This window comes from Limosilactobacillus mucosae (assembly GCF_013423865.1).
GTDB classification, from domain to species: domain Bacteria; phylum Bacillota; class Bacilli; order Lactobacillales; family Lactobacillaceae; genus Limosilactobacillus; species Limosilactobacillus mucosae.
Map to the genome: position 1 here is coordinate 93860 of NZ_CP058954.1, position 12910 is coordinate 106769.

The window sequence follows — 12910 nt, forward strand, 5'->3', positions numbered from 1 at the left end:
TTATGTTAGAATCACGATTATTCGTTGACCAATCACCAAAAACCTAGTAAGGTAGTAGCTAATATTTAAAGAAGGAAGTGCAGATTGATGTCGAATTGGGATACTAAGTTTGCCAAGAAAGGCTTAACGTTTGATGATGTGCTGCTGATTCCAGCGGAAAGTCATGTCTTGCCAAATGAAGTCGATTTGAGTACGCAGCTGGCAAAGAATATTAAACTGAACGTGCCATTTATCAGTGCCGGGATGGATACCGTTACTGAAAGCTCAATGGCAATTGCGATGGCCTTGCAAGGCGGGATGGGGGTCGTTCACAAGAACATGTCCATCGATGCTCAAGCCGGCGAAGTAGCCACGGTTAAAGGCGTTGAACTGCCTGCCAACTCAAACTTCAACCGCGCTGCCGTTGACGAAAACGGTCATCTGCTGGTTGCGGCTGCTGTTGGGGTTACGTCCGACACTTTCCAACGTGCTGAAGCTCTGCTGAAGGCCGGTGTTGACGCCATCGTAATCGACACGGCTCACGGTCACTCAGCTGGTGTTCTGCGCAAGATTGCCGAAATTCGCGAACATTTCCCAGAAGTTACGCTGATTGCTGGTAACGTAGCCACTGGTGAAGGTACCAAGGCGCTGTTTGACGCTGGCGTTGACGTGGTTAAAGTCGGCATCGGCCCTGGCTCAATTTGTACGACGCGGGTGGTTGCCGGTGTTGGTGTCCCTCAGATTACGGCAATTTACGATGCTGCTTCCGTGGCTCACGAATACGGCAAGGCCATCATTGCTGATGGTGGGATCAAGTACTCTGGCGACATTGTTAAGGCTCTGGCTGCTGGTGGGAACGCCGTAATGCTGGGCAGCATGTTTGCCGGTACGACGGAAGCCCCTGGCGAAGTCTTTGAAGAAAACGGCAAGAAGTACAAGGGCTACCGTGGGATGGGTTCCGTGGCAGCCATGGCTCAATCGCATGGTTCTTCTGACCGTTACTTCCAAGGTGGGGTCAACGAAGCCAACAAGCTGGTTCCAGAAGGTATCGAAGCCCGGGTTGAATACAAGGGCGACGTTGCTGACGTGATTTTCCAAATGGTCGGCGGTCTGCGCTCCGGGATGGGCTACGTTGGCGCCAAGGATATTCCAACCTTGATCGACAACGCGCAATTCGTTCAGATCACGAACGCTGGTCTGCGTGAATCACACCCACACGACGTTCAAATTACCAAGGCTGCTCCTAACTACAAATAATAGCTGAGCTTTAATTCAAAAGCGTTGCTTGATTTTAAGCAGCGCTTTTTTGCGTTCTGAAACGTCATTTGATGATTGTTTGATTGGCTGGTTGGCTAAATGTGTTAAGATAACAGTTAGCCAAACTTCGAAAAAGGATGAGTTATATAATGAAGAAACTGTTCATTTTGTTGATGATTTTAGCAGCCGTTTGTTTTGTCGGCGTCTGGATCTATCAGACACAGCGGCTCAAAAAGAATGCCCAGGCAAAAATCGGCAAAGGACAGGTAATCATGAACTGGGGCTTGATCATTTTGTTTGTGATCGGTCTGGTGGGAACATTTACCGCGCCGGGAGATAAAACCAGTGAACCGGCTGAACACCATCCTGCCAATGAACATGCCACTAAGGTCAGCAAGGCACAGTCAAGCTCAGAGTCAGCCGCGGCCGCTTCCGCCAGCAGCTCGCAGGCAGCCAGCTCATCATCAGCGAGTTCTTCCTCCAGCAGTCAGCTGCAGGTTGATTTTCCGACTGACGTTTCCTTAAACAAGACCGGTGATGCGACCGTCAGCTTTAAGGCACCAGCCAACACGCAGTTTGAGATCAAAGACAGCAATAACAACGTCGTGACGACTTTGAACGGCAACGCGCAGGGGGCCGATCAAACCTATAACTTTAAAAAGCCGGGCAAATACCACGTTACCGCTCATAATGGCGACCAGACCATTGATAAAGATTTGACCGTGCGCGGCATCGGGCAATAAATAATAAAATTTTTTATTGACGAATTTTATTTCATTAAATTATTTATAAAATATAAATATGCAGCGTTAACAAACGTAATATTACGTAACTTTGTATATAAATCAATAAATTAATCTTTTAACAATTGAGGCGTTAAACCCTAGTGCGACAAGACGTGCGGGGCTTGACGCCTTGATTTTTGGGGCTTATGCATAGATAATTTTAAGGTATGTAGATGTAAAAATTTTTAAAAATGGGACTATGTAAATATGAACGAAGAATCGAATCAAAATCAACCGGTGCACCATCACCACCATCATCATCACCATCGTCGGAAACGATTAGGTTTGAAGATTTTGTGGTCATTCATTGGACTTTTAGTGATTCTCGCCTTGATTTTCGTGGGGGTTGCCTGGCGAAACGTCCATGTTGCTACCAATAATATGTACAGCGAATCGGGCGCCAAGACATATCGGAATGCTGACAAGGTCATCAAACAGGGCAAGCCAATCAATATCCTGCTTTTGGGGACTGATACGGGGGCGCTGGGCCGTGACTACAAAGGGCGGACGGATACGATCATGATGATGACGCTCAATCCGCAAAAAAAGACGACCACGATTGTCAGTCTGCCGCGGGACATGAAAGTTAATCTGCCCGGCTACGCTGAATATTCACCGGCCAAGATCAATGCGGCCTATACATATGGTGGGGTTAAAGAAACCATCAATACCGTGCAAAAATACTTTAACGTACCAATTGACTACTATGTAATGATCAACATGGGCGGGTTGGAAAAAGCCATTAATCAAGTGGGCGGCGTCAGTGTGACTTCGCCATTGACGTTTGACTATGAAGGCTACAGCTTTAAAAAGGGCAAGACGTATCACATGGATGGTGCCCAAGCCCTGGCCTTCAGTCGGATGCGCTACGATGATCCACAGGGCGATTATGGCCGACAAGAACGGCAGCGCCTGGTCATTACCGCTTTAATGAAGGAAGCTGCTTCATATAAGTCAGTTCTCAACCAAAAATTCTTGAATTCGATAGCTGATCAGTCTAAGACCAATCTGACGTTCAGCGACATGACGACTTTAGCCATGAAGTATCGCAAGGCTAATAGCAAAGTGGTTTCTGATCATGCGCAGGGCCATGGCGACAGTGAAGGCGGCGAGTCATTTGAAGTCGTGCCAACCAGCGAGATGCAGCGCGTATCTGATGAGATTCGCGATGCCTTGCAGCTTAAACACGTCAGCGTGACTGATTGAAGGAGGAAAACATTGGAAAACAGCAGTAACAACACGATCGATTTACGTCGCCTGTTTAATCTGTGCCGTAAACATCTGAAGTTTTTGATTACCTGGACGATTGCCCTGGCATTGGCTGGCTTTATCGTTTCTAAATTCATTATGACGCCGAAATACACGGCAACCACGCAATTATTGGTTAACCAAAAAAATGAAAACAATGCCAATGGTCAGGCCTACAACAACCAGCAGGCCGACATTCAGGTCATCAATACCTACAAGGACATCATTACCAGTCCAGTAATTCTAAAAGAAACCAAAAAAGAACTGGCCAACCCTGTCAAGGTCATTCGCAAGGCCCAGCCAGCCAAGTACAGGACGCTGGCTGATGGGACCAAGCGGCTGGTCAGCGCGGCCAAGCCAGCTAAGGTGGAATACACTGGTCAAGGCTACAGCATGACGACCAGCCAGCTGTCAGACGCGATCACGATCAAGACGCAGACCAACTCGCAAGTCTTCTCCGTCAGTGTAGAAACCGATAATCCAAAGAAATCCGCGGCAGCCGCCAACACGATTGCCAGTGTCTTCAAAAAGCGGATCAAAAAGATCATGAATGTCAACAACGTGACGGTCGTGGCTCGGGCGGCAACACCAACTAAGCCGTCATCGCCTAACGTTAAGCTGTTTACGCTGGCCGGGGCCGTTTTGGGGCTGTTGATCAGCTTTATGGTCGTACTGATGCGCGATCTAATGGATACCAGTGTCCGTAACAACGACTTCATGGTTGATGAAATGGGCTTGACGAATCTTGGTCAGATTACCCACATCAACTTGGATGACGGTTTCTCAATCAAGCGGCGTTCGCAAAATACGCAGACGCGCCGGGTCTAAAGGAGGGTTATGATGGGAATCTTCAAACGCAAGTCACGAGTTGACAACAATACGATGAAAAACGGCGTTAAGCTGATCACGGTGGCCAAGCCTAAGAGCGTAGCCGCGGAACAGTTTCGGACCGTGCGTACCAACATTCACTTCATGGCCGTGGATCGACGCTTAAAAACGATTGCTTTTACCTCCGCCAACATCAGTGAAGGGAAAAGTACCGTTGCAGCCAACCTGGCTGTTGTCTGGGCCCAAGAAGGCAAGAGCGTGCTGCTGATTGATGCCGACATGCGCCGCCCAACGCTTAGTTCAACTTTTGATCTGACCGGTCAGTCGGGCCTGTCAACGGTTTTGAGCAGTGATCAATCAGAAGTCAACTTAAATGATTTGATCCAGGAAAGCGGCATTGAAGGCTTAAGCTTGTTGCCAAGCGGGGCGGTACCCCCTAATCCAGCTGAGCTGCTGAGTTCACAGCGAATGAAGGTGCTTTTGGAAGCCGTGCAGGCCCAATACGATCTGGTCGTATTAGACGTGCCGCCAATGCTGGAAGTTACCGATACGCAAACGATTGCGGGTAGCATGGATGGCGTGGTGCTGGTCGTACGGCAGGGCATGACGCAAAAAGCAGGCGTACGGCGGGCCGTTGAACTGTTGCAGATGAGTCACGCGCATCTGCTAGGCTATGTCATGAATGACGTCGTACCAGAAGACGACGCGGGCTACGGTTATGGCTACGGCTATGGATATGGCTACGGCTACGAAAAAGAATCGGAAAACTAGGCTCGTCGCATACAGCAAGAAGGGTGAATCAAGATGGTTTTGATCGATCTGCATTGTCACTTGTTGCCAGGTGTGGATGATGGTTCACCTGACCTCGCGACTTCTTTAAAACTGGCCCAGGATGCGGTTAATGATGGCGTAACGCACGCTTTATTGACGCCGCATCATATGAATGGGCACTATATCAATCATAAAGCCGATGTATTGCAGCTGACGGCGGACTTTCAACAAGCGCTGAATGAAAACGAGATTCCATTAACGGTTTTTCCAGGTCAGGAAGTTCGGATCAATGGCGAGCTGCTGGAAGCCTTGCAAAAAGACGATATTTTGTTCGCCGATGAAGGTGGGCGCTACATGCTGCTGGAGTTTCCCAGCCAAGAAGTGCCGCAGTACGCTAAGGAAATGGTCTTTAAACTGCGTCAACAAGGCATCGTGCCGATCATCGTCCATCCAGAACGGAATGCCGAGCTGTTGGAACATCCGGAAAGACTGCAGCCGTTTTTAGAGCAGGGATGTCTGACTCAATTGACGTCCAGCAGCTACCTGGGCCGGTTCGGCAAAAAGATTGAAAAGGTTACGACCAGCATGATCAAGGCCGGGCAGGGAGCAATCTTTGCCTCTGACGCGCATGCCTTGAGTCATCGCGAATACGAGCTTAGTGAGGCGCTGCAGAAACTGCGCAGTGAATTTGGCGCTGAGCTGGCTGATACATATGAACAAAATGCGCGCGACATAATTAATGGAGACCAGGTTAATTTAGATTGGCAGCCATTGCCTAAAAAGAAGCATTTTTGGTTCTTTTAGTTAAGAAAATTAGGCGGGGGGGATCTCGCCCCTCTTTTCGACTAAAAATACATATAAAGTGGGAGAAAAATATGAGTAATGTATTGATTACTGGTGGAGCAGGGTTTATTGGTTCAAATCTGGCGCACGACCTTGTAGAAAAAGGGAATAAGGTTACGATCGTTGATGATTTATCAATGGGACGGCTGGAAAATTTAGTTGACATTCAAGATAAGATTACTTTTATTGAGCATGATGTTTGTGATCATGAATTTATGCATGAACTGCTATTGAAAAGTAATTTTGATTATATTTACTACCTTGCCGCTGTGGCTAGCGTAGCTGATTCAGTTGAACGCCCAGTACCAACTCACAAGATTAATCAAGAATCTGTCTTAGATACTTTAGAGTTTATTAGAGAAAACAAATTAGAAATTAAACGGTTTGTCTTTTCTTCGTCGGCAGCCGTGTATGGTAATTTAAAGGCATCGCCAAAAAAAGAAGATATGCCAGTACAGCCATTAACGCCCTATGCGGTTGATAAATATGCCTCCGAGCGCTTTACTCTTGATTACAATTACCTATACGGGGTTCCAACAGCTGCTGTTCGTTTCTTTAATGTTTATGGACCAATGCAAAATCCGGAGTCGCCATATTCGGGTGTTTTATCCATAATTACGGACAAACTGCAAAAAAATGAAACTTTCACACTTTATGGAGATGGCTCACAAACGCGGGATTTTGTTTATGTTGGGGATGTAGTTGCTGCGTTGCAATTAGTCGCCGAAAAAACGCCAGTCAGCACGGTATATAACATAGCTGATGGCGGTGAAACATCATTGAACGATGTGATTCATACATATGAAAAAGTAGCTCATAGAAAGCTGAATATTAACTACTTGCCAAAACGTAATGGGGATATTGATAAATCTTTGGCAGACGTTACTAAGATTAAGACATTAGGGTTTAAGCCTAAGTGGACGTTAAAAGATGGCCTAAAAGAGTATTGGGATTATGAAGAAAAGAGAGCGGAGAACTATGGACAGCACGAATAGTAATGTACATATTACCGAAACTTCACGAGATAATACATATGAATATTTAAAACATATTGGGGAACCTATTCCTAGAAGTAAACTAATCTGGAAACGCTTGTTAGATATTTTATTTGGAGTAATTGGTTTAACTATCAGTGCCCCTTTCATTTTGGTTTTTGGAATTATTATCAAATTAACATCACCTGGACCAGTATTTTTTAAACAAGAGCGTGTTGGCTATATGGGCAAAAATTTTAAGGTTATCAAATTACGCTCAATGAGAAATGATGCCGAAGCAAAAACAGGTGCAGTATGGGCTAAAAAGAACGATCCGAGAGTAACTCCGGTTGGTCGCTTTATGCGCAAAACGCGAATTGATGAGATGCCACAGTTTTGGAACGTTTTAAAAGGTGATATGAGTCTAGTTGGGCCACGACCAGAAAGACCAGAACTTACTGAAAAGTTTTATAAGCAATGGCCGGAATTTCCGCAGCGTTTACGTATTATCCCAGGAATTACTGGTTATGCGCAAGTGAATGGTGGTTATGATATCTCACCAGAAGAAAAGTGTCATTTGGATAATTATTACATTAAGCATTACTCATTCCTTTTTGATATCAAGATTGCTTTGCAGACAATCAAGACTATGTTCACCGGTGAAGGAGCACGATAATGGAATATCCATCTTTCTCGGTATTGATAACAGTATATTCTAAAGAAGATCCTGAATTTTTAAATCAAGCGATTAGGAGCGTAATTAAACAGACAGTGGTTCCAGATCAAATTATTGTTGTTGAGAAGGGAGTGCAAAATTGTTTGTGTAAACTTAAAGGAGGTATTGAAAAAGGGAAAGCCCTCTCCGTATGATTGAACTGCTTAAAACAATCAGAATACGGAGGCTTTCCCCATGGAAGATTCTATCAAAAATATCACTACCGCGCTACTGGCAGATGACGATTCTGCTTTAAAGCCGTCAATCAGTTCCTGCAAAATGAGATGACGGCCGTACTGGGCTATGAGCCTTACGAACGGACTGGTCAGGATGGGCAGCGAAACTATCGCAATGGCTACTATAACCGGGCCTTTGACTCAACGCTGGGCAACCTCACCGTCAAAACGCCACGCGATCGGCTGGGGCTGTTTAAGAATGCCCTGTTTGAGCCCTACGCCCGCCATACCTCAACGCTTGAAGAAACGATCATCATGATGTATTCCAAAGGCATTACGACGCGGGAAATCGCCGAACTGATCGAGAAGATGTATGGCCAGTACTATTCGCCAGCGACGGTGTCCAACATTACCAAACAGACAGCGAGCCTGGTCGAAGAGTTCCACAACCGGAAGTTCAAGCAGTCGCAGTATGTCTGTGTCTTCCTGGACGCGACCTACATTCCGCTGCGCCGCGATACCGTTGAGCGAGAGGCAGTCAATATCGCGATCGGTATTCGCAGTGATGGGACCAAAGAGGTGCTGGACTACTGTATTGCCCCAACGGAAAACGGGGTCGTCTGGTCGGAGTTGCTTAGCGGACTGCGCCAGCGGGGAATCACCGACATTCAGCTGTTTATCGCCGATGGTATGGTCGGACTCCAAGGCGCCATTGAGCGAAACTACCCTCAGGCCAAGTTTCAGCGGTGCTGGGTTCATCTTGAGCGCAATCTTTACGGCTACGTTCGCAAGGCAGACCGCTGTGATGTCGTTGGTGAGTTTAAAGAGATTCGCAAGGCTAAGGATCTCCCCGCGGCCCGTCAAAAGCTCAACGACTTCATCGAGCACTGGAAGAAGCGTTATAAGCGGGTTGAGCAGCTGGCTGAGTTAAGCGGGCTCTTTACGTTCTACGACTTTCCTGAGGCAATCCGCTCCACGATCTACACCACGAACGTAATTGAGTCTTCTAACAAGCAGCTCAAGCGTCAGATCGACAAGAAAGAGCAGTTCCCCAATGAAGATGCCCTGGATCGCTTCGTCATGACGCAGGTAGCGACCTACAACGATCAGAACGTGTCCAGAATACGCCGAACCCGCACTGGATTTACCAGCTGTAAGGACACGCTTGACTCAATGTTTTAAAAACCAGGCTTCATCATACGCAGAGGAAGATCCCTTTTTACACAAAATTATTGACACACCCCAAGACTTACAGAATAGCATTAAAATTACTAACCAACAGAACTCACAGGTCTCCTCAGTAGCGGTAACAACGAATGATCCACAGAAATCAGCCGCTGCTGCCAATGCGATTGCCCGAGTATTTAAGGGTAATATCAAGAAGATTATGTCAGTTAATAACGTAACGATTGCCTCCCACGCTGCTGTTCCTGAAACTCCATCATTCCCGAATGTTAAGCTGTTTGCGCTAGGTGGTGCTGTCCTCGGCTTGCTCCTTAGTGCAATTTATCTAATCATTAAGGAAATGATGGATACCACGATCAACGACGATGAATTTATGACTAGTGAATTAGGCTTGACTAACCTTGGCCATATTGATCACTTCCATATGGAGCATCAGTTCAAGGCTATTCGCAACCGAAATAGTAACAATCAGGCCGAACGGCGAGTCTAGGAAGGAGAGAGCAGTATGTCATTCTTTCATCACGGAAACAAGAATAAAGCGATTCCTTTTTACATCTTCAGCAGCCGTTTATGGTAATTTACCTGATTTTCCTAAAAAAGAAACGTCACACGTTCAACCGTTAACTCCTTACGCAGTTGATAAATACGCTTCCGAGAGATTTACGATTGATTATGGTAGATTATATGGATTACCAACAGTTGCTGTTCGCTTCTTTAATGTATATGGGCCACGGCAAAATCCTGATTCTCCATATTCGGGTGTTTTGTCAATCATTACAAAATGTTTGAGGAACGATAAAATGTTTACACTATATGGTGATGGCTCACAAACTCGCGACTTTGTTTATGTTGATGATGTAGTTATGTAGTTAGCGCACTGATTAAGATTGCAACAGATACTAATGAGCCAACGGTCTATAACATTGCGGATGGTGGCGAAACACCGCTAATTGATGTTATCCATAGTTATGAGGATATTAGTGGTAAAAGATTAAAAATTGAATTTAAAGAAACAAGAAGCGGCGACGTTACAAAATCAAAAGCAGATATAAGTAAACTAAAGGGTATTGGCTTTAAACCGAAATGGACATTGCGAGAAGGATTAAAGCAATACTGGGCCTACAATCTAACAATTTAATATATTTAGGGAGAGTATTAATGGAAGCATCAGTGACAAATAATACAGGTAAAGAAGCAGATTATGATTTTATGGGGAATATCGGTGAGCCGATTCCAAAGTCAAATCTTGTGGGAAAAAGAATTTGTGATATCCTTTTTGGTACTCTTTTTGGCATTATTAGTTTACCGGTTATTCTTATTTTTGCAATTCTGATTAAACTGACCTCAAAAGACCCCATTTTCTTTAAGCAAGAACGAGTTGGCTACATGGGGAAACCAATTATAATTACTAAGTTGCATTCAATGAAAAATGACGCAGAGAAGAAGACTGGTGCTGTTTGGGCAAAGAAAAATGATCCACGGGTAACGAAGGTTGGTAAGTTTATGCGCAAAACACGAGTTGATGAGTTGCCGCAATTTTGGAGCATTATTAAAGGTGATATGAGTCTTGTTGGTCCGCGTCCTGAACGATTTTCGCTAACAGAGAGATTTTCAAAGCAATGGCCTAATTTTCCTAAACGTTTAAGGACTATCCCGGGCCTAACTGGGTATGCGCAAATTCATGGCGGTTACGATTTAAAACCAAACGAGAAATGTAAATTGGATAACTATTATATCAAACACTACTCATTAAAATTTGATTTTAAAATTGCCTTTGAAACATTTAAAATTATTATTACTGGAAGTGGGGCAAGATAGTATGAAAATATTATATTTTATTACGACTTCAAACTGGGGGGGAGCTTCTGAGCATGTTTTTGAGTTATGCAAGTATGAAGAAAAATTAGGTAATAGCGTTACGTTTGTTACTGGATCAAAGGGAGAATTACTGAATCGTATTGAAACAATTCCAAATGTTTCTACTAGGGTGATTGATTCCGTTAAAAGGAAAATAAGCCCATTAAATGATATTAGGTCTGTTTTAGTATTAAGAAAACTTATAAAAAAAATCAATCCTGATATTATCCATTTGCATTCATCTAAGGCTGGTATACTTGGAAGATTAGCAGCAATTGGACTTGATTGTAAGGTGATTTTTACTGTTCATGGTTGGTCTTTTACGGATGGAATTTCCTCTAGATTTCGTAAAAAAGTGTTTAAATATATTGAAAAAATAGTAGCGCCTTTAGCAGATTTGTATATTTGTGTATCTAATTACGATAAACAAATAGCTTATAGAGAAAAAGTACTTAATCCGAACAAAAATAAAGTAGTTGTAGTACATAATGGTGCTCCACTTAATAAAGACTGTGCTTCTTTTAGTACTAACAATATATCTAAAATTACGAAATTTATAATGGTAGCTAGATTTTCAAATCAAAAGGATCAAATAGGTTTAATAAAAGCTTGTGGTTTATTATCCTCTGAAGATAAATTTAGACTTACTTTTGTAGGTAGTGGTCCTAATTTAGAAAAATGTAAAGCTCTAGTACAGAAAATGGGATTAGGAAATTCTATTCAATTTTTGGGATTTAAGAGAAATGTAAATACATATCTTAAAAAAAATGATGTTTTTGTACTATCAACTCATTATGAAGGACTCCCAATTAGCATTATCGAATCAATGAGTGTGGGAATGCCAATAATAGCTAGTAATGTTGGTGGGAATAAAGAGCTGGTTTTCAATAAAAAGAATGGCTTTCTAGTAAATAATGAAAAAGAGTTGGTAAGAGCATTAAAATACTTTATAGATAACAAAAAAGAAATAATTAGAATGGGTAAAAAAAGCCAAAAAATCTATTTAAGAGATTTTACTTTAAGTAAAAATCTGAATAACATCCATAGACAATATAAAACATTATTAAATTAGGAGATAGAGAATGTTTGCTGTAGCCTATCTTTGTATTTCGACCGTATCTCTAATTATTTTGAGCCTAGATAATATAAAGTCTAAGTATAAAAGCCTAATAATTGCTTGCTTTTTTGCTATTTTTGCTTTTTTTATTACTCCAACTATCATGGGAAATAATCTAGATTTTGTCAGATATTTTAATGACTTAAATACATTTAGAACGTATCGAGAATTATCAGGTATAAAGAATACTTTAAATTATATGTATTCCTATCCTATAGGTGGAAACAGTGGTATTGAAATAAGCGAGCAATCAACATACGGTGGAATTCCAGGCACGTTATTATTAATGTTTGTTTTTTCATATGTACCTAATAAGTTTTTGTTAGCGTTCGTAGCATTTATTGTAATTTATTGTTCAATTAGGTTAATGGGGGGTGTATCAGAGAAGTACATAAATTCCCGAAAAACGCTTGTAATGACAGGCTTTCTTTTTTTTGCTTTATTACCTTTTATGAGAGTAGTGTCTGGGTTTAGAACATATATAGTTGCATCAGTATTTAGTTACTGTGTATGGTTAAAACTCGTTTGTAAAAAAAGAAATTTTGCTTTTTGGGGGATTTATCTTTTATTGATGTTGATTCACCCATTAATTGCTATACCTGTGCTTCTATTTATTTTAACCAATCTTTTTGTCGATAGAAAACCGATAATGAGAATGTTAGACGTAGCGCTATTATTTACTAAATTCGCTCAGGATTTTATTGTATATATCATTTCCAATCTAGTTTTTATTCCTTTCTTCTCTTCTATTTTTATAAAGAGTAATCAGTATCAAGATCAGAGTTCGTTTTCTCAGATTGAATTTATTAGATCATTATTATTGTTTTTTATTATAATGCTGGTATTTATTTGTTCAAATCTATGGACTGATACAGATAAAAAATACAATGAATTTGTGCTTCTTATTATTTGTTTTACTTTGGGTTCATTGTTTAATCCCTTGGCGTTTGGGAGATATACGACTGTGCTTTTATTTGCTTCTATTCCGTATTTTTGTCAAATATCAAATTGGAAAGATTCAAAGTACACTCTTTCGAGAGAAACAAGACTTATTCAAATATTACTGTTTACTTTAATATTTGCACTTTCAGTTCTTATACTTGTTGATAATTTGAGAGCTAGTCTAATATATGTCCAGTTGGGTATTTGATTTTAATTAAATTAAAAGTGTGAAG

13 protein-coding genes and 2 pseudogenes are annotated in these 12910 nt (G+C 42.3%); all 15 read left to right on the top strand.

Features of this window, described 5'->3' with window-relative positions:
• Window positions 1-87: 87 nt before the first annotated feature.
• The 15 genes and pseudogenes from guaB (at window position 88) to H0G69_RS00440 (ending at window position 12885) form a co-directional block, all read left to right on the top strand.
• Complete coding sequence (guaB, locus tag H0G69_RS00370) at window positions 88-1236, top strand: IMP dehydrogenase (RefSeq protein WP_006499311.1); 1149 nt, start codon at window positions 88-90, stop codon at window positions 1234-1236.
• A gap of 149 nt (window positions 1237-1385) precedes the next feature.
• Window positions 1386-1979 (top strand): flagellar hook assembly protein FlgD, encoded by a 594-nt coding sequence (locus H0G69_RS00375; protein ID WP_180304907.1) that lies wholly within the window; start codon window positions 1386-1388, stop codon window positions 1977-1979.
• 249 nt (window positions 1980-2228) lie between these two features.
• The gene (locus H0G69_RS00380; protein ID WP_180304908.1) at window positions 2229-3227 is read left to right on the top strand and encodes an LCP family protein; all 999 of its coding nucleotides are present in this window, start codon (window positions 2229-2231) and stop codon (window positions 3225-3227) included.
• Window positions 3228-3239: 12 nt separating this feature from the next.
• Window positions 3240-4097 carry a YveK family protein gene (locus H0G69_RS00385; RefSeq protein WP_180304909.1) on the top strand — a complete coding sequence of 286 codons (858 nt, stop codon included), beginning with the start codon at window positions 3240-3242 and terminating at the stop codon, window positions 4095-4097.
• A gap of 12 nt (window positions 4098-4109) precedes the next feature.
• Window positions 4110-4868: a CpsD/CapB family tyrosine-protein kinase gene (locus tag H0G69_RS00390; protein ID WP_180304910.1), complete on the top strand. Its 759-nt coding sequence runs from the start codon at window positions 4110-4112 to the stop codon at window positions 4866-4868.
• Between the two features lie 33 nt (window positions 4869-4901).
• Window positions 4902-5672: a tyrosine-protein phosphatase gene (locus H0G69_RS00395; protein WP_180304911.1), complete on the top strand. Its 771-nt coding sequence runs from the start codon at window positions 4902-4904 to the stop codon at window positions 5670-5672.
• Between the two features lie 71 nt (window positions 5673-5743).
• Window positions 5744-6706 carry an SDR family NAD(P)-dependent oxidoreductase gene (locus H0G69_RS00400; RefSeq protein ID WP_180304912.1) on the top strand — a complete coding sequence of 321 codons (963 nt, stop codon included), beginning with the start codon at window positions 5744-5746 and terminating at the stop codon, window positions 6704-6706.
• On the top strand, window positions 6690-7361 hold the full coding sequence (locus tag H0G69_RS00405; protein WP_180304913.1) for a sugar transferase: 672 nt from the start codon (window positions 6690-6692) through the stop codon (window positions 7359-7361). The genes H0G69_RS00400 and H0G69_RS00405 overlap by 17 nt, the downstream gene beginning before the upstream one ends.
• Window positions 7361-7555, top strand: coding sequence for a hypothetical protein (locus H0G69_RS00410; protein WP_180304914.1), 195 nt, complete (start codon window positions 7361-7363; stop codon window positions 7553-7555). The genes H0G69_RS00405 and H0G69_RS00410 overlap by 1 nt, the downstream gene beginning before the upstream one ends.
• A 99-nt stretch (window positions 7556-7654) precedes the next feature.
• Window positions 7655-8758, top strand: a pseudogene (locus H0G69_RS00415) (IS256 family transposase); the annotation flags it as partial.
• Entirely contained in the window at window positions 8742-9251 is a 510-nt protein-coding gene (locus H0G69_RS00420; protein WP_180304915.1) for a YveK family protein, read from the top strand. The pseudogene H0G69_RS00415 and the gene H0G69_RS00420, both read left to right, overlap by 17 nt.
• Window positions 9252-9294: 43 nt before the next feature.
• Window positions 9295-9899: pseudogene (locus tag H0G69_RS00425) on the top strand (NAD-dependent epimerase/dehydratase family protein); the annotation flags it as partial.
• A 20-nt stretch (window positions 9900-9919) separates the two neighbouring features.
• Entirely contained in the window at window positions 9920-10579 is a 660-nt protein-coding gene (locus tag H0G69_RS00430) for a sugar transferase (RefSeq protein WP_180304916.1), read from the top strand.
• A 1-nt stretch (window position 10580) separates the two neighbouring features.
• A complete protein-coding gene (locus tag H0G69_RS00435; protein WP_180304917.1) occupies window positions 10581-11690 on the top strand; it encodes a glycosyltransferase family 4 protein in 1110 nt (369 codons plus the stop codon).
• A 10-nt stretch (window positions 11691-11700) separates the two neighbouring features.
• On the top strand, window positions 11701-12885 hold the full coding sequence (locus H0G69_RS00440; protein ID WP_180304918.1) for a hypothetical protein: 1185 nt from the start codon (window positions 11701-11703) through the stop codon (window positions 12883-12885).
• Window positions 12886-12910 lie beyond the last annotated feature (25 nt).

What these genes read in the sequence shown, in the direction of transcription:
- guaB (WP_006499311.1), top strand. Translation starts at nt 88, where the DNA reads ATGTCGAATTGGGATACTAAGTTTGCCAAGAAAGGCTTAACGTTTGAT.
- H0G69_RS00375 (WP_180304907.1), top strand. Translation starts at nt 1,386, where the DNA reads ATGAAGAAACTGTTCATTTTGTTGATGATTTTAGCAGCCGTTTGTTTT.
- H0G69_RS00380 (WP_180304908.1), top strand. Translation starts at nt 2,229, where the DNA reads ATGAACGAAGAATCGAATCAAAATCAACCGGTGCACCATCACCACCAT.
- H0G69_RS00390 (WP_180304910.1), top strand. Translation starts at nt 4,110, where the DNA reads ATGGGAATCTTCAAACGCAAGTCACGAGTTGACAACAATACGATGAAA.
- H0G69_RS00395 (WP_180304911.1), top strand. Translation starts at nt 4,902, where the DNA reads ATGGTTTTGATCGATCTGCATTGTCACTTGTTGCCAGGTGTGGATGAT.
- H0G69_RS00400 (WP_180304912.1), top strand. Translation starts at nt 5,744, where the DNA reads ATGAGTAATGTATTGATTACTGGTGGAGCAGGGTTTATTGGTTCAAAT.
- H0G69_RS00405 (WP_180304913.1), top strand. Translation starts at nt 6,690, where the DNA reads ATGGACAGCACGAATAGTAATGTACATATTACCGAAACTTCACGAGAT.
- H0G69_RS00410 (WP_180304914.1), top strand. Translation starts at nt 7,361, where the DNA reads ATGGAATATCCATCTTTCTCGGTATTGATAACAGTATATTCTAAAGAA.
- H0G69_RS00430 (WP_180304916.1), top strand. Translation starts at nt 9,920, where the DNA reads ATGGAAGCATCAGTGACAAATAATACAGGTAAAGAAGCAGATTATGAT.
- H0G69_RS00435 (WP_180304917.1), top strand. Translation starts at nt 10,581, where the DNA reads ATGAAAATATTATATTTTATTACGACTTCAAACTGGGGGGGAGCTTCT.
- H0G69_RS00440 (WP_180304918.1), top strand. Translation starts at nt 11,701, where the DNA reads ATGTTTGCTGTAGCCTATCTTTGTATTTCGACCGTATCTCTAATTATT.